Genomic DNA, 16226 nt, shown 5'->3' with positions numbered 1-16226 from the left:
GGAATTAATGGGTAGGGGAGCGGGACGACTCTGTTTTTGGTTATCCAGTTCTTCACATTTATACACAGTTGCTCATGAACCTGTAACGCTTTCATGAGTTATTACACTTCTTATGACTACAAATGAAAATGATTGTCATTTACTTGCGTTGTTGCTAGTCTATTGTGAAATATTACAACAAGCATGCTTGTGTGTGAAATTGCCTATAAAACGCCTCTAAACCTTATCAAACCTATGGTTATTCGTTTGCTATGGCGTAAAATTAGCCACTTCTACCTCTTTTGTTCTACCCCTTTTGGGTAGTTCGATTTCGTAATTGATTTACATCATATTTTCATTTTCTTTCATAATTCATTATTCGCTCAGTTAAGAAATATATAACCTTCAGGAATTCTTATGAGCAAGATGAAGCTAGTCGTAATCGGTAACGGGATGGTCGGTCATCGCTATATCGAAGATTTAGTCGAGAAGACAGACGTTGCTAACATGGACATTACGGTGTTCTGTGAAGAGCCTCGCGTAGCCTATGACCGTGTACACCTTTCTTCTTATTTTTCACACCATACTGCGGACGAACTTTCTTTAGTTAAAGAAGGCTTCTACGAGAAACACGGCATCAACATGCTGATCGGCGAACGTGCTATTAACGTTAACCGTGAAAAGAAAACAGTTTACTCAAGCACTGGTCGTGAAATTCAATACGACAAACTTATCCTTGCTACCGGTTCTTTCCCATTCGTTCCGCCAATCAAAGGCAACGAAGGTAAAGACTGTTTTGTTTACCGCACCATCGAAGATCTAAAAGCTATCGAAGCGACGGCTAAGAACTCTAAATCTGGCGTTGTTGTTGGTGGTGGCCTACTTGGCCTTGAAGCGGCAGGCGCACTTAAAGCACTTGGCGTAACCACACACGTTGTTGAGTTTGCTCCAAAGCTAATGGCTGAGCAGCTTGACCAAGCGGGTGGTAACCAACTTCGTCAAAAAATCGAACGTATGGGCGTTAACGTACATACGAGTAAGAACACGCTTGAGATTGCTCCTGAAGGCACTGAAGCTCGTAACGTAATGCGCTTTGCAGACGGTACTGAGCTAGAAACTGATTTCATCGTATTCTCTGCCGGTATTCGCCCTCAAGACAAACTTGCTCGTCAAATGGGGCTGGGTATTGCGCCTCGTGGCGGTATTGAGATTAACGACCACTGTCAAACGACAGACAAAGACATCTACGCAATCGGTGAGTGTGCCTCTTGGAACCAAACGTTCTACGGCCTAGTGGCTCCTGGTTACAAAATGGCGACAGTCGCAGTTGACCACATTGTTGGCAACGAAAGCACATTTGAAGGTGCTGACATGTCTGCGAAGCTTAAGCTTCTAGGCGTGAAAGTAGGCTCTATCGGTGATGCGAACGGTCGTACTCCTGGCTGTAAGAGCTACGTTTACCAAAACGAAGAACAAGAAGTTTACAAGCGCCTAATCGTTTCTGAAGACAACAAGAAGCTTCTTGGTGCGGTAATGGTTGGTGACACGTCTGACTACGGTGATCTTCTACAGCTTATGCTGAATGAAATTGACCTGCCAGAACACCCAGATGCGTTGATTCTTCCTGCACACGCTGGTGCTGAAAAACCAACACTTGGCGCAGACTCTCTTCCTGAATCTGCAGTTATCTGTTCTTGTTTCGATGTAACGAAAGGCAAGATCGCTCAAGCGGTTGCTGAAGGTCACCACACAATCGGAGATATCAAAGCAGTAACGGGTGCGGGTACTGGCTGTGGTGGTTGTATTCCACTAGTGACTTCAGTACTTAATGCTGAACTTGCTAAAGCAGGCGTAGAAGTTAAGAACGATGTGTGTGAGCACTTTGCTTACTCTCGCCAAGAGCTTTTCCACCTAATTCGCATCGAAGAAATCAAAACGTTCGATGAGCTACTAGAGAAATACGGTAAAGGCTACGGTTGTGAAGTATGTAAGCCTCTAGCAGGTTCTATCCTTGCTTCTTGCTGGGGTGAACACATCCTTAAGCCTGAGCTAGTGAAGTTGCACGATACCAACGATAACTTCTTAGGTAACATGCAAAAAGACGGTACTTACTCTGTTATCCCTCGTATGGCGGGTGGTGAAGTAACGCCTCAAGCGCTAAGCGTTCTGGCTGATGTTGCGGCTGAATATAACCTTTACACTAAGATCACTGGTGCACAACGTATCGGCCTGTTCGGTGCTCAAAAAGATGACTTACCAGCAATCTGGAAAAAGTTAATCGCCGCAGGTTACGAAACGGGTCAAGCTTACGCAAAAGCACTTCGTATGGCTAAGACATGTGTTGGTTCTACTTGGTGTCGTTACGGCGTTCAAGATTCAGTTGGTCTTGGCGTGATGATCGAGAATCGTTACAAAGGCATCCGTACGCCTCATAAGATGAAGTTTGGTGTGTCTGGTTGTACTCGTGAGTGTGCTGAAGCTCAAGGTAAAGACTTAGGTATCATCGCGACTGATGCAGGTTGGAATATGTACGTGTGTGGTAACGGTGGTATGAAGCCTCGTCACGCAGACTTACTTGCAAGCGACCTAGACCAAGAAACGCTAATCAAGTACATCGACCGTTTCATGATGTTCTACATCCGTACGGCTGCGCCACTACAACGTACTTCGGTATGGATGGACAACCTAGAAGGTGGTGTTGATTACCTACGTGAAGTGATTGTAGACAACAAGCTTGGTATTAATGACCAACTTGAAACTGACATTGCTGGCCTAGTTGATAACTTCGCTTGTGAATGGACAGATACAATCAACGACGAAGCTCAACTTAAGCGCTTTGCACACTTCATCAATGCTGATGACCGTGATGATAACGTTGTGTTTGTTGAAGATGGTCGTGAACAACACCGTCCAGCGACATTCACTGAGAAACATCCTGAAGCGAAGGGCGATATCCTTCACGTTGAACTGGTTTAATTGGGAGACGACATCATGGCATTTACCAAAGTTTGTAAGATCGAAGACATTATCCCAGGTACTGGTGTTTGTGCATTGGTTGGTGGTGAGCAAGTAGCTATCTTCCGCCCAACTAAGGCTGAAGAAGTATTCGCGATTAGCAACACAGACCCATACTTCCAATCTAACGTGCTATCACGTGGTTTGATTGTTGAGCACAAAGAAGAGCTTTGGGTGGCAAGCCCACTTAAGAAGCAACGCTTTAACCTAGCAACAGGTTTGTGCATGGAAGACGACAACTTCAACGTGAAAGCGTACAAAGCTCGTGTTGCCAAAGGCGCTGTAGAAATCTCTGCTTAATCTTCGGATGAGTAAGATTTGATAGTTCAAGGGTTCTAGTTCTCGATATTGCCTTAACTCGGCAACTAGAGCCTTTTCCTATCCAATTTTAACTTTTAATTTAAACTTTTTAAGGACAACCTTATGTCTCCTGATTACAAACCAGCTGAATTCGTTCAAACGATGATTGATGTGGGTGAAGCGAAAACTAAAACAAGTACTCGCGATCTTCTGATTCGAAGCACTATGGCTGGTATCATCCTTTCTCTAGCGGTTGTTGTTGCAATTACAGCAATGGTACAAACAGGCATTGGTCTTGTTGGCGCACTAGTGTTCCCAGTTGGCTTCGTGATTCTAAGTGTGATGGGTTATGACCTAGTAACTGGCGTTTTCGGCCTTGCTCCTTTGGCTAAATTCGACAACCGTCCAGGCATCACTTGGGGCCGTATCCTGCGTTGTTGGGGTATTGTTGGTCTTGGTAACCTTATCGGTTCTTTGATTGTTGCTTTCCTAGTGGCTGTTTCTTTAACAGGTAACTTCTCTCTAGAACCAAACGCTGTTGCTCAAAAGTTCATTGCTGTTTCTACGGGCCGTAGCCTAGGTTTTGAAAATATGGGAATGGACGGATGGATCACGTGTTTCGTACGCGGCATCTTCTGTAACCTTATGGTATGTCTAGGTGTGATTGGCAACATGACTGCTCGTACAGTGTCAGGCCGTGTAGCAATGATGTGGTTCCCAATCTTCATCTTCTTCGCACTCGTATTTGAGCACACAGTGGTAAACATGTTCCTATTCCCACTAGGTATGATTCTTGGCGCTGATTTTGGTATCGCGACATGGTTGAACTTCAACCTTATCCCAACAATCCTAGGTAACATCGTTGGTGGTCTATTAATGACGTGTGTTCCTCTATACCTAACTCACGCTAAAACTGCACCTTCTCTAGGTGCTAAGTAATCCTAATTTAGGGTGAAACGTAATTTAGTATGAGATTAAGAGCCCCAACAATATGTTTGGGGCTTTTTTAGTTCGAAAGTCCTTAGATTATTGCGCAAATTACTCGCAATAGACTGTTTTGTTATAATTACTTCTATCTTCGTTAGTATTTAGACTGAATATTTATATCAACACCTGATAGTCTAAGGGTTAAGGATTTGGATAAGTCATCATGAATACAGTGACTTATCATATAGATTGAAGCTTGAGATAAAACAAGCAAACCTTCGGAGCACAGCATGTCAGAAGTATCGTCATCGAATGTTAAAGAAGTAACCAAAGGATTGGTTTCATTAGTAGGAGCGGGCCCTGGTGACCCAGACTTACTTACCCTAAAAGCGGCACGTGTTATTCAACAGGCTGATGTAGTCGTTTATGACCGCTTGGTATCAAAAGATATTTTGGCGATGGCTAACCCAGAAGCAGAAATGCTGTATGTGGGTAAAAAGCTTGATCATCACTGTGTACCGCAAGATCAGATCAACCAACTGTTGGTCACTAAAGCGCAAGAGAACAAGCACGTAGTACGCCTAAAAGGTGGTGACTCGTTTATCTTTGGCCGTGGTGGTGAAGAGTGTGAAACGTTAGCTGAGAATGATGTGAGATTTGAAGTGATTCCGGGCATCACAGCAGCTGCAGGCGCAACGGCTTATGCGGGCATTCCGTTGACGCACCGTGATCATGCACAAAGCGTGCAGTTTATTACCGGCCACTTGAAGAAAGATGGCGAAGATATTGACTGGCAATCTCTTGCTCAGCACAACCATACCATCGTGTTTTACATGGGCTTGAAAGAGAGTCCAAACATTCAGAAAAACTTACTGGATAACGGTATGCGAGCGGACATGCCGGTTGCGATCATCGAAAACGGTACTCGCCAAGACCAAAAGGTGTTTAGAGGTGGGTTACGTGATTTGGCTGACCTTGCTAGTGTCGCAAAGAGCCCAGCATTGATTGTTGTAGGCAGCGTGGCTCAGCTCCATGAAAAACTGGCTTGGTTTAACAAGCAAGCTTAATCGTTTGACCTTCTAGTTGGCTCTCTAAGCCACTACTGAGCTCAGCAAGAATCAAATACTGCAGCGGCTGCCTTGTCGCTGCATTTCTTGTTGGCGCATCGGCATTTCGTCAATGATATTGGTGATCTGTTTCCAATCTGTTTTGCCACTCCACCGGTGCTTCTCTTTTCCGTCTTTGCCAATCAAAACAGCGGTATGTGATCCTTTCGGGATTTCATAAATGCTAGTGACAGCCTCTAAGTTAAACTCTTCTTCTAGCCAAGTCGGGACTGTATAACCACTCTCTGCAATAACCATAATGACGACGTCTCGCTCGTCTAATTGACAGTTATTGAGCAACACTTCATTCAGAAACTCTTTAATGACTGAATCTTCCTTTGGAGCGAAATAAATCACACTGCGGTGCGGCACAGGCTTTGAGTGAGAATAGGCGGGGTAGGCGAGTACTGAATTGATGGTTAAGCTCATGATTAATACCGTGCTGATGGTCAGTAGTTTAAGCAAACTAAACCAGACACCAGAGTTTGATGGTTGATTTAAAGTTTGCATCGCTTTGGTTGTGTCGATGCTTACGTTCGATTTGTGTGTTTGTCGGTGCAGCATTGCCAACCTCCCTTTAAAAGTTCTAAGCCTCAGTACGATTTGAATGCTACGTAAAGAAGAAGGTGAAGATCAGACCCACCTAAGAAACGTTCAAAACAAATCCACTTACAATAAGCATAGTTAGGATTACGTGAAGACACTTAGCTTTACGCTAAAGATATTAGATTTACGTTAACGATAGCTGGCAGGTTCATTTTTATTGAGTAAAGCGACTCGCATTTTATAAGTGAATAGAATAGGGTATACGGAAAATCTAAAGGTATGAATTTATGGAAAACATAGCAATTTTGGTCGACGTTCAGAACGTTTACTACACGACGCGCGACAAATACCGTTCTAACTTCGACTATAACCAGTTTTGGTATGTTGCCACGGAAGGGCGTAACGTTGTTGCCGCTAATGCTTACGCAATCTCAAGCCAAGATCCAAAGCAGCGTCAATTTCACCATATCCTTCGTGGTGTGGGTTTTAATGTGAAGTTAAAGCCGTTTATTCAGCGTCGAGATGGCAGTGCAAAAGGCGATTGGGATGTGGGTATTGCGTTAGACGCGATAGAACTTGCTGAGACGGTTGATACGATTGTTTTGGTATCAGGAGACGGTGATTTCGAAATCCTTGTAGAGCGAATCAAAGAGCGCTTTGGCAAGCCTGTTGAAGTGTATGGTGTTCCGGGGTTAACTGCTCAAAATCTTATCGATTCTGCCTCAAAATTTGTACCGATTGAAAAAGATTTTCTTCTATAGAGGAAATTGGGCACTTTATAATTGAAATCAATAATAACGATAATTAGAATGCAAACAGTTCTTATTTATCGGTGTGTGCAATGTCTCGCGTTTTAGTTGTTGATGATGATATTCAGTTGTGTGAGTTACTGGGTGAAGTGTTAGAAAATGAGGGGTATCACGTTGATACTGTTCATTGCGGTGAGTCCGCGCTTGAGTTTATTCAATCTCACCCCGTCGACTTGGTTCTACTCGATGTAATGCTTCCGAACCTAAGTGGCATTCAAGTAGCAAGACGTATTTGTCAGCGTTTTGCTACTCCCATTCTTATGCTAACCGCGCTTAACGACGATGCCTCAATGCTCGATGGTTACCAAGCTGGGGCCGACCAGTACATCGCTAAACCTTTCAATGTTCCTGAACTCTTAACCCGTATTAAGGTGATCTTGCGCCGAGTGGGTTTTGAACGCCAAAGACAATCTTTAGCTTCCTCTAATCACGGCTTGTGCGAACAACTCTCTCGTTTGCCATTAACCGGCACTGAAAAAGACTTGCTTGATTACCTAGTTAAAAACGATGGTATTGTCGTCTCAAAATCTGATTTGCAAATCCATGTACTGAAGAAAGAACTATGTCCTTTTGATCGTAATTTAGATATGCATATCAGCAATATACGTAGAAAGCTCGTTCAGGCGGGTTTGTCTAAACAACATATTAAAACCGTTCGTGGTAAAGGTTACAGTTACCTAGAGTCGGTCGGAGCATGAGTAAAAAGCTGCTGCGTTGCCCTGATTTTATTGCTAAGCGTAAAGACGGACTCACTTTCCAACTGTTCAGTTACCTAACCGTCATTTTGGTGAGTATTTTGATTCTGCAAGGGGTAGCAGAAAGAGCCTTGATGAAAGCGCTGCTTAAAGTGCCAGAATCGGTTAAGGCGGAAATGCTCGACCTTGCTTACCAAGCGAATGTGTTGATTGAAGAAGGGGACATGGATGAACTCGCGGACTGGGGTAATGCTCAGCAGTATTATCTGTTCGTCATCGACAAAGACAATCGTCCGATCACACATCGTCACATGCACCCCCATTTTGAATTTAAGCTCAAATACTTAAGAACATTAGATCACCAACTTAGTGATCGTGTGAGTAAGCCGATTTTCGGTCTGCCATTGGATAACGGTAAAACACTGGTTATCCAACTACCGCACCAATTTCATCCCGCTAAATCTTTTGCGCCATACTCCTATATGCTTAAAGCATTGATTGCATTGGTCGTACTGTCTCTGTTCTCGATTATCATGGCCAAAAGCCTTCAGCAACCGTTGGATAGATTAAGGGAAGCGAGCCGCAGACTGGCTCAAGGTGACTTCACGGTCAGTGTGGTGTCGGAGTTGAACTCCACCACGCGCGAATTCAACGAGCTTGCACACGATTTTGATCATATGACCTTTGAGATTAAATCTCTGGCTGAAAAGCAACGTCGTTTGATTCGTGATGTCTCACACGAGTTAAGAACACCATTAGCAAGGCAAAACCTCGCACTACACCTGCTGCGAAGCAAGGTTGATGATAAAAGCATTGGTTTGCTAGAGCGAATGGAAAATGAAACAGAAGAGATGAACAAGCTGGTGGGTGAGATACTTGAATTTAGCCGCTTAGAAACCTCTCGCTATGACTCCAAGTTAAGTTTAATGCATCTTGAGCACTATTGTTCAATGTTGATCGCGCAGATGCAAAACGATTTAAAACCGAATCAAACTTTGATTGGCTCTCTAGAGACACCGACCTCAATGGTGAACGTGGATGAGAGGCTGCTGCTTCGAGTGATTGGTAACTTGGTCGGGAATGCCATTAAATACGCGGGTGAAAACGCTCATGTTGTCGTGACGACATATGAACAGGTAATAGATAAACGTTACAGTGTCATATCTGTAGAAGATGACGGTGATGGTATTCCTGATAACAAGATTGCAGGTATATTCGACCCGTTTACACGAATAGAATCAGCCCGAGACAAACAGTCTGGTGGTTACGGTCTAGGTCTTGCGATTGTTAAAGAAGCGATGGGTGTGATGAATGGACATGTAACCGCTGAGAATAGAGAAGGTGGGGGATTGAGAGTGAACTTGATGTTCCCAATCGGTGATTAGCTTTCCCTATTGATAATTACCTTAAATTGATAACTGTCCCAACTCAGTAGTACTGACTTAAGCGATACCCAATAAAAAACGCCACTGCATCTGCAGTGGCGTTTTTCTTTATGCGCTTTGGTATGGGCTAGGCGTAGCCATTAATTACGCCTAAGCTTGAAGACAAGAGCATAAGATAAGCGAGATTATGCTTGTTGGCGAGCTAGCTTAACTTCTTCTTCTTTCTCACCTGCTGCTGGGTCGTTGAAGCGAGACTCGTCTAGAGCGCCTTCAGACTTAGCAACGATGATAGATACGGCACTATCACCTGTGATGTTTACAGCGGTACGAATCATATCAAGAAGGCGGTCAACACCCATAATTAGAGCAATACCTTCAAGCGGCAGACCCACTTGGTTCAATACCATTGCTAGCATAACAAGACCAACACCAGGGACACCTGCAGTACCAACAGACGCCAGTGTCGCCGTTAGGATAACCATTAGGTAATCAGCCATTGAAAGGTCGATGTTGTACGCTTGCGCGATAAACGCCGTCGCAACACCTTGCATGATTGCAGTGCCGTCCATGTTCACAGTTGCACCTAGTGGTACTGTGAAAGAGGCGACTTTGTTGTCTACGCCCATGCGGTTCTTAGCTGTTTCCATTGTTACTGGAATTGTTGCGTTCGAAGATGCCGTTGAGAATGCAAACATGATTGCATCTTCCATCTTACGTAGGAACGTAATCGGACTAAGACCTGTGAATCCTTTAAGCATCGCACTGTAAGTCACCAAGCCGTGTAACAGTAGGGTACCTGCAAGTACTAAGAAGTATTCTGCTAGGTTCCAAATTGCACCTAAGCCAAGGCCAGAGAACAGTTTCGCCATCAAGAAGAATACGCCGTAAGGAGCAAGGTTCATCAGTAGCGCAACTAGCTTCATGATCACTTCGTTTAGATCAGAGAAAACTGCAGCGATACGTTCACCGGGTTTGCCCGCTGCACTGATTGCGATACCAAACAACACTGCAAATACGATAACTTGTAACGTTTTGCCCTCAGCCATCGCCTGAATAGGGTTGGTTGGGAACATGTCGATGATAACTTGGCCTAAAGATGGGGCATCCGCTGATTTGAAAGAGCTCGCAGCAGTAAGATCCGCACCAGCTCCAGGTTGGAACAGGTTACCGATAGTTAATGCTAGAGTGATGGCAACGGCAGTAGTACCGATATAAAGTGCAAGCGTTTTGCCACCCATACGGCCAAGAGTTGATAAGTCTTTAAGAGAACTTGTACCGCACACTAGTGAAACGAAGACTAGAGGCACAACAAGCATTTTTAAACTGGCGACAAAGATTTGTCCGCCTACTTCAAAGAGTCCGTTAACGATGTAGTTGTTAACAAATCCGCTGTCTGCAAAAAGGGATTGAATGGCGAATCCCGTTAATATACCTACGACCATACCGAGGATTACTCGACCAGTCAGAGACATAGGTTTCTTGGTATTCATTTAGAACACTCCTTATTATTTATAACTTTGATACCTTTTCAAAGTGAGCAGGAGATTAGCAGTCGGTTGTTCAAATCGAAAAACAAAAAATGAGTTTGGAATTATAGATGTGATCAAAATCACTGATAATTCCGTTAATCAAACAAAATCAAACAAAATAATTCACCACATATTTACATTTATCGAGAATTTTATACATAAAGCTGTCGTTTCAAAGGTAGTAAATAAGAAGAGATGATTTTCTTATGGATCGTCGCACCTTAAATTGACCCGGCCAATAACGCAGTTTCAAAAAAACTGGATGGCGACAACCACTTTCAAGCGTAAATGTTCTCTAAATATCTGTATTGAATTGGTTTTGTTTAACTTTATAAAAACGCCTTTCCGCCACGCCTTTACAAAACTTTACGAATGCAAAGAATGTAAATTTAATGCAAATGGTAATAATTATCACTTATATTCTCTCCCGAAATAATTCAGTGGTACCGGAAACGGTTCAGCGAGCACATCGAATAACTAACAGAGTGCTCGTCTAAAAGAATAAAAGCGGAGTAAAGGACATGTTTTCAAAGAGCCCATTGGCTTTAGTGATCGGCGCAGTATTAGCTTCACCAGCAGTATTGGCAGAAACAGTAAAAACAGACGAGCATATGGTTGTTGAAGGTCGTGACTACGGTTATAAAGCCGACACGAACACAACAGCAATGCGCATGGAGGCGACTCAATTAGAGACTCCGGGACAAGTTTCAGTAATCGATGAGCAAATCATCGATGAACAGCGTGCAACAACGCTAGGTGACGTTCTTAAGAATGACGCAAGTGTAAGTGCGGGTGGTACAAGCCGTAACCGCGAGCGTTTTTCTTTGCGTGGTTTTTCGGTACAAAGCTCTTCGGGATTCCTTAAAAATGGCCAGCAACATTGGTCTCACTACCGTCAGCCAATCGAGCTTCTAGAACGTGTTGAAGTACTTAAAGGACCTTCTGGTCTTCTTTACGGAATTTCTGCACCAGGTGGTTTGATCAACATGGTAAGCAAGAAGCCTACTTATGATACGCAAGTAAGCTTAAGCCAAGACATAGGATCGAATGATCACTCTCGTACGACTGTTGATGTAAGTGGCGCATTGAACGATGCTGAAACTTTACGTGGTCGTGCAATTGTGTCTAAAGAAAGCTACGGCTCTTGGAGAACATACGGTGACGGTACTGAACCACAAACAGAGCGTTTTGTTGGTGGTGTATTTGTTGATTACGATGTAACTGAAGACGTAATGGTTTCTGTTCACTACGACAAGACCAACGATGAAGGCAGCGTAGATTCTGGTGCGCTATACACACTAGATGGCAATCGAGTAGGTAGCGACAAACACATCTGGGATGCGCAGTGGTCACAGATTGAAAACGATGTTGAGAACATTGGTTTTGATATTGCTGCTAACCTGACTGACACATGGTCTTTAAAAACAGGTTTCAACTACCAAGATTTCGAACGTATCGATATGGAAAGCTACCCAAGCTTTAAAAATATGAACCCTGATGGTTCGGGTACAGTCACTCAAGGTGGTAACTACCGTCACGATAAATGGCGTTTCAGAACGGCTTACGTCGATCTAACAACAACCGCTGATCTTGCGGGCACAGAGCACCAACTATTATTCGGCGCTAACTGGTTAGGCTACAGCTATTATCGTGGTATGGATCGCTTCAGCAGCGGTGAATACGCACCAGATGCAACGGTACCAGCACCGTCAGTGGGTCCAACATCGCTAGGTAAGATGAGCACTTACGATACTTGGGGTTTCTACATTCAAGATCTGATTACTATCAATGACGAATGGCAAGTTCTTGCGGGCGCTCGTTTCGACCGTAAAGTAAGTGATGGTGTTGCAGAAGAAAACGTTGCACCTAAGCTTGGCGTGATTTACCACCCAGCATCAAACGGTAGCATTTACGCTTCTTACTCTGAAAGCTTTGAACCACAAGGTGTTGTCTCTAGCGGTAGCCGTAATTACACGAACGATGGCGAACTTCTTGATGCTGCGACAGGTGTATCTTACGAAGTCGGTACTAAGTGGGAACTGATGGACGAGCGTCTATTCGTTTCAGGTGCGGTATTCGATATTACACAAGAAAACATCTCTATGGATGTAGAAGATACAGCATCAGGTGATTGGACTAAGACACAAGGTGGCGAACAAGTTCACCGTGGTGCTGAGCTAGGAGCACAAGGCTTTATTTCAGAGCGCTTCTCAATGTCTGGTTCTGCAATGTACTTAGATGCTGAAATCACGAATCATGAAACATATGAAGGTAACCGTCCAGTAGACGTACCTGAGTTCGCAGCAAGCGTTTGGTCTACTTATGCAGCAACAAACGAAGTTGATGTGAACCTGGGTCTTATCTACGAAGGTTCTCGTTACGGTGATAGTTCGAACACGTTCAAGAAAGACGGTTACGCTCGTGTAGATATGGGTGCTGCATACACACTTAAGTACGACGATTCTCTTGATTTCGTAGCGCGTCTAACAGTAGAGAACGTATTTGATAAAGAATACCTAGCGGGCGGCGGTTCAACATCTTCAAACCACCAATTTGCTGAAGACGTAGTAATCGGCGAAGGCCGTAACTACATGGCGACTTTACAGGTAAAATACTAATTTGTTAGTAGGGTACTATTGTTAGCCTAAATACTAAGGGGAAAGTTTCGGCTTTCCCCTTTCGTGATTCTGCTATTCAGTAAAAATATCCCTAGTAATGCGAGTGACTTTTAATGATAATGAGAGTGCTTATCAATAATAGTATTTATCAATAAAATGTATTTGACCTTCTTCTATAGTAAATGACTACAATTATGAATCTTTTAAAAACTAGCCTAGCGCTTGCCATCAGTTTGGTTGCAACGTCTTCTATGGCAAACAGCTTGGATCAAGCTCAATCAATTCAAAACAAGACCAATAACGCGTCGGCTTCGAGCCAAAAGGTTATTGATAAAAGCTCACAAGCGACTTTAATGCTTCAAGCTGAGATTGAGCGTCTGCAAGAAGAAGTTAAAAACTTAGAAATCTATCACGATCACCTTGCTGCATTGGTTGAAAGCCAGAATCAAGAAGCTCAGAGCATTGAAGGGCAGATCGACGAGATCAAATACACACGTCAAGGTGTCGTGCCTTTGATGTATCAGATGATTGATGGCCTTCAACAGTTAGTTGAGCAAGATGTGCCAATCAGGAAAGAGCAGCGTCTAGAAAGAGTTGAAAAGCTGCAAGCAATGATGACTCGTGCTGATGTGAGTGATGCTGAGAAATACCGTCGTATCCTAGAAGCTTACCAAATCGAGATGGACTACGGCATCAAGCTTGGTGCTTATCAAGGCCGCGTTGCATTGAGCAGCGACAGAACGATTGAAGCTGACGTGTTGCACTTAGGTCGTATCTCTTTGGTGGCTCGTAACCTAAATGGCAGCCAATACTGGTCTTGGAATCAAACACAAAATCAGTGGCAGGAGCTAGATTCTTCAATGAAATCTGAGCTAGATAAAGCTTACGACATTGCAAGCCAACAAGCGGCTCCAAGCCTAATTACTTTACCTGTTTCTCTAACTGTTGCGGAGGTTAAGTAATGAACTTAAAACCATTAGCAGCATTGCTTTGCATTACGTCTATTTCATTTTCTGCTTATTCTGCATCAGACATGACGGCTCAGCTAGTTAATAAAGTAAAATCAGAGAGTCGAACTCAAGCTTCTCACAACGTAGTGCGTGAAGCTGATTTCAAAAAGACAGAACAAGAACTGAAAGCGATCAAAGCTCAGCTTGAAGCGAAACGTACCTCTATCCAAGGTGCGACAGATGTTCTGACTCAAACCTTCAGTGATAACGAAAACAAGCTTGCTCGCTTAGAAGAGAAGCTGCGTTTAGAAACCGGTAGCTTAGGCGAGCTGTTCGGTGTCGTTCGTCAAAACGCAAAAGAACTCGGCGCAGAGCTTAGCTCAACCGTGAATAGTGTTGATCGTGCGGAACACACTGCAACTGTTGATCAAATCATTGATGCTAAATCACTGCCTTCAATGCCACAGCTGACCGGTTTGTGGATGAGCATGGTTGAACAGATCCAAGCGAGCTCTGAGCTTAGCAAATCTCAAATTGCATTCATCAATGGTGAAGGCAACACACAAACTGTCGACGCTTATCGTTTAGGTTCAATCGGCCTAGTAACAGACCAAGGCTATGTTAGCTGGAACACTCAGCGTGAAGATGCGATTGCGTATCTGAAACAGCCATCAAATGGTCCAACACTGGCATCGCTTTCTTCAATTGCGAATGGCGAAGTATCTAATGTGTTTGTCGATCCTTCTCGTGGGTTCATGCTAGAGCAACTAGCGCTAACACCAAGCTTAACTGATCGCCTTCAAGCGGGTGGTGTGGTTGGTAAAGTGATTCTTGGCTTGCTTGCAATTGGCTTAATCATCGCATTAGTTCGTGGTATTTCTTTGGCTATCGCTCGTCAGAAAATTCGCGCTCAACTTAAGAACCCAGAGCAAGCGGGTGATAACCCTCTAGGTCGTGTTCTTGCGGTTTACAACAAAGAGCAAAACCAAACCGTTGAAGCACTAGAGTTACGACTTTTAGAAGCGGTAGTGGATGAACAAACTCACCTAGAGAAAGGTTTATCGATGCTAAAACTTCTAGCGGCACTTGCTCCAATGTTAGGTCTTCTAGGTACCGTAACTGGCATGATCGAAACATTCCAAGTGATCACACAGTTCGGTAATGGCGACCCTAAAGTGATGGCGGGTGGTATTTCGATGGCGCTGGTAACAACCGTACTTGGTCTTGTTGCAGCAATGCCTCTGCTATTAGCACACAACATTCTTAGCACTCAGGCTGAAAACATTCGCAACATTCTTGAGAAACAAGGTATTGGCCTTGTTGCTGAGCAGGCAGAAAAAACGGTTGAATCAAAAGCTGTGGTTTCACCAGTTGGGACTGCTGCGTAATGGATATTTTGTCGGGTTCTCTATTACCAGCGAGTTGGTTAACGAGTGACTGGCTGCTGTCTTTATCAAGCTTTATGGAGCAGGGCGGTTTCGTCCTGTGGTGGCTAGCGGCTGTCGTCCTAGTTTATTGGGTGCTTGTGGTAGAACGCGTGCTTTATCTTGCGTTCTACTTTCCAAAGCAGCGCCAAGCTTGGATTACTAAGTGGCATGAAAGAGAAGATCACTCTTCTTGGCATGCCAAAGCCATTCGTGAAGGTTGGTTGGGGCAAGCGAGTATCTTACTTAACCAAAACTTGAACTTTATTAAGTTGTTAGTCGCTATTTGTCCGATGCTGGGTTTGCTAGGTACCGTCACCGGTATGATCTCTGTTTTTGATGTCATGGCGACTCAAGGAAGCAGTGACCCTAAATTGATGGCTTCAGGTATCTCGTTGGCAACACTGCCAACCATGGCGGGTATGGTTGCTGCATTAGCAGGCATGTTTGTTCACGCTCGTTTAGCGAAAGTGTGTAACCGCTTAGAATTGAAATTAGAAAAATCTTTAAGGAGTCAACGATGAGACTCGGTCGACGTCATTCAAAAAACGAAGAGGCTCAAATAGACCTTACTTCGATGCTTGATATTGTATTTATCATGCTTATTTTCTTTATTGTGACCAGTTCATTTGTTCGTGAATCAGGGGTTGAAGTCAATCGCCCACAAGCGTCTAACGTGGTAAGCCAAAAGGATGCGGGCATCTTTGTTGCGATTACTTCTGCGAATGACATCTTCATCGATAAACGTGTTGTTGATGTTGAGCGTGTTCAAGCGACATTAGAACACTTGTTGCTAGAACAACCTGATGCTTCTTTGGTTATTCAAGCGGATGAACACGCTTACAACGGTACGGTTGTTAAAGTGATGGACGCCGCTAAAGGTGCGGGTGTTAAAAACATCGCGCTTGCTGCTGAAAAGCGATGATCTTGGAGGATCTTCATA

General features: G+C 43.9%; 14 protein-coding genes. 12 read left to right on the top strand and 2 right to left on the bottom strand.

All coding sequences use genetic code 11. From position 1 onward, the window contains the following. The first annotated feature begins 396 nt into the window (after nucleotides 1–396). The 4 genes from nirB (at nucleotide 397) to cobA (ending at nucleotide 5288) form a co-directional block, all read left to right on the top strand. Nucleotides 397–2955 (top strand): nitrite reductase large subunit NirB, encoded by a 2559-nt coding sequence (gene nirB / locus OCV19_RS18835; RefSeq protein ID WP_065677089.1) that lies wholly within the window; start codon nucleotides 397–399, stop codon nucleotides 2953–2955. Nucleotides 2956–2970: 15 nt separating this feature from the next. After that, on the top strand, nucleotides 2971–3294 hold the full coding sequence (gene nirD / locus OCV19_RS18830; protein WP_065677088.1) for a nitrite reductase small subunit NirD: 324 nt from the start codon (nucleotides 2971–2973) through the stop codon (nucleotides 3292–3294). Nucleotides 3295–3417: 123 nt separating this feature from the next. Beyond that, nucleotides 3418–4233 carry a formate/nitrite transporter family protein gene (locus OCV19_RS18825; protein WP_017062558.1) on the top strand — a complete coding sequence of 272 codons (816 nt, stop codon included), beginning with the start codon at nucleotides 3418–3420 and terminating at the stop codon, nucleotides 4231–4233. A 278-nt stretch (nucleotides 4234–4511) separates the two neighbouring features. Beyond that, nucleotides 4512–5288, top strand: coding sequence for a uroporphyrinogen-III C-methyltransferase (gene cobA, locus OCV19_RS18820; RefSeq protein WP_065677087.1), 777 nt, complete (start codon nucleotides 4512–4514; stop codon nucleotides 5286–5288). Between the two features lie 51 nt (nucleotides 5289–5339). Here the strand turns inward: cobA and OCV19_RS18815 are convergent, their stop codons facing one another. Then, nucleotides 5340–5891, bottom strand: a complete 552-nt coding sequence (locus tag OCV19_RS18815) for a DUF4174 domain-containing protein (RefSeq protein ID WP_065677086.1) — start codon at nucleotides 5889–5891, stop codon at nucleotides 5340–5342. Nucleotides 5892–6160: 269 nt separating this feature from the next. Here OCV19_RS18815 and OCV19_RS18810 point away from each other — a divergent pair, with 269 nt between their 5' ends. From OCV19_RS18810 to OCV19_RS18800, 3 genes are all read left to right on the top strand, one after another. Beyond that, nucleotides 6161–6634, top strand: coding sequence for a LabA-like NYN domain-containing protein (locus OCV19_RS18810; RefSeq protein ID WP_004731130.1), 474 nt, complete (start codon nucleotides 6161–6163; stop codon nucleotides 6632–6634). Nucleotides 6635–6714: 80 nt separating this feature from the next. Beyond that, a complete protein-coding gene (locus OCV19_RS18805; protein ID WP_017062555.1) occupies nucleotides 6715–7380 on the top strand; it encodes a response regulator transcription factor in 666 nt (221 codons plus the stop codon). Beyond that, nucleotides 7377–8762, top strand: a complete 1386-nt coding sequence (locus OCV19_RS18800; protein WP_048668964.1) for a sensor histidine kinase — start codon at nucleotides 7377–7379, stop codon at nucleotides 8760–8762. The genes OCV19_RS18805 and OCV19_RS18800 overlap by 4 nt, the downstream gene beginning before the upstream one ends. A 185-nt stretch (nucleotides 8763–8947) precedes the next feature. Here the strand turns inward: OCV19_RS18800 and OCV19_RS18795 are convergent, their stop codons facing one another. Next, nucleotides 8948–10252, bottom strand: a complete 1305-nt coding sequence (locus tag OCV19_RS18795) for a dicarboxylate/amino acid:cation symporter (protein ID WP_065677085.1) — start codon at nucleotides 10250–10252, stop codon at nucleotides 8948–8950. Nucleotides 10253–10812: 560 nt separating this feature from the next. Between OCV19_RS18795 and OCV19_RS18790 the strand changes: the two genes are divergently transcribed. From OCV19_RS18790 to OCV19_RS18770, 5 genes are all read left to right on the top strand, one after another. After that, complete coding sequence (locus OCV19_RS18790) at nucleotides 10813–12909, top strand: TonB-dependent siderophore receptor (RefSeq protein ID WP_065677084.1); 2097 nt, start codon at nucleotides 10813–10815, stop codon at nucleotides 12907–12909. 194 nt (nucleotides 12910–13103) lie between these two features. Next, nucleotides 13104–13871: a DUF3450 domain-containing protein gene (locus OCV19_RS18785; protein WP_050622345.1), complete on the top strand. Its 768-nt coding sequence runs from the start codon at nucleotides 13104–13106 to the stop codon at nucleotides 13869–13871. Beyond that, nucleotides 13871–15247, top strand: coding sequence for a MotA/TolQ/ExbB proton channel family protein (locus tag OCV19_RS18780; protein ID WP_065677083.1), 1377 nt, complete (start codon nucleotides 13871–13873; stop codon nucleotides 15245–15247). The genes OCV19_RS18785 and OCV19_RS18780 overlap by 1 nt, the downstream gene beginning before the upstream one ends. After that, nucleotides 15247–15807: a MotA/TolQ/ExbB proton channel family protein gene (locus OCV19_RS18775; protein ID WP_004731144.1), complete on the top strand. Its 561-nt coding sequence runs from the start codon at nucleotides 15247–15249 to the stop codon at nucleotides 15805–15807. Before OCV19_RS18780 ends, OCV19_RS18775 begins: the two co-directional genes overlap by 1 nt. Beyond that, nucleotides 15804–16208 carry an ExbD/TolR family protein gene (locus OCV19_RS18770; RefSeq protein ID WP_004731145.1) on the top strand — a complete coding sequence of 135 codons (405 nt, stop codon included), beginning with the start codon at nucleotides 15804–15806 and terminating at the stop codon, nucleotides 16206–16208. The genes OCV19_RS18775 and OCV19_RS18770 overlap by 4 nt, the downstream gene beginning before the upstream one ends. Nucleotides 16209–16226 lie beyond the last annotated feature (18 nt).

Source organism: Vibrio celticus, from assembly GCF_024347335.1.
In the GTDB taxonomy this organism is placed as follows: Bacteria; Pseudomonadota; Gammaproteobacteria; order Enterobacterales; family Vibrionaceae; genus Vibrio; species Vibrio celticus.
Note: the sequence above shows the minus strand (reverse complement) of the source record. Positions and strands in the feature narration are given on the sequence as shown.

Bases quoted from the DNA above. Each gene is read 5' to 3' on its own strand.
- cobA (WP_065677087.1), top strand. From the start codon at position 4,512: ATGTCAGAAGTATCGTCATCGAATGTTAAAGAAGTAACCAAAGGATTG.
- OCV19_RS18775 (WP_004731144.1), top strand. From the start codon at position 15,247: ATGGATATTTTGTCGGGTTCTCTATTACCAGCGAGTTGGTTAACGAGT.
- OCV19_RS18815 (WP_065677086.1), bottom strand. From the start codon at position 5,891: ATGCTGCACCGACAAACACACAAATCGAACGTAAGCATCGACACAACC.
- nirB (WP_065677089.1), top strand. From the start codon at position 397: ATGAGCAAGATGAAGCTAGTCGTAATCGGTAACGGGATGGTCGGTCAT.
- OCV19_RS18795 (WP_065677085.1), bottom strand. From the start codon at position 10,252: ATGAATACCAAGAAACCTATGTCTCTGACTGGTCGAGTAATCCTCGGT.
- OCV19_RS18825 (WP_017062558.1), top strand. From the start codon at position 3,418: ATGTCTCCTGATTACAAACCAGCTGAATTCGTTCAAACGATGATTGAT.
- OCV19_RS18770 (WP_004731145.1), top strand. From the start codon at position 15,804: ATGAGACTCGGTCGACGTCATTCAAAAAACGAAGAGGCTCAAATAGAC.
- OCV19_RS18790 (WP_065677084.1), top strand. From the start codon at position 10,813: ATGTTTTCAAAGAGCCCATTGGCTTTAGTGATCGGCGCAGTATTAGCT.
- OCV19_RS18800 (WP_048668964.1), top strand. From the start codon at position 7,377: ATGAGTAAAAAGCTGCTGCGTTGCCCTGATTTTATTGCTAAGCGTAAA.
- nirD (WP_065677088.1), top strand. From the start codon at position 2,971: ATGGCATTTACCAAAGTTTGTAAGATCGAAGACATTATCCCAGGTACT.
- OCV19_RS18810 (WP_004731130.1), top strand. From the start codon at position 6,161: ATGGAAAACATAGCAATTTTGGTCGACGTTCAGAACGTTTACTACACG.
- OCV19_RS18785 (WP_050622345.1), top strand. From the start codon at position 13,104: ATGAATCTTTTAAAAACTAGCCTAGCGCTTGCCATCAGTTTGGTTGCA.
- OCV19_RS18780 (WP_065677083.1), top strand. From the start codon at position 13,871: ATGAACTTAAAACCATTAGCAGCATTGCTTTGCATTACGTCTATTTCA.
- OCV19_RS18805 (WP_017062555.1), top strand. From the start codon at position 6,715: ATGTCTCGCGTTTTAGTTGTTGATGATGATATTCAGTTGTGTGAGTTA.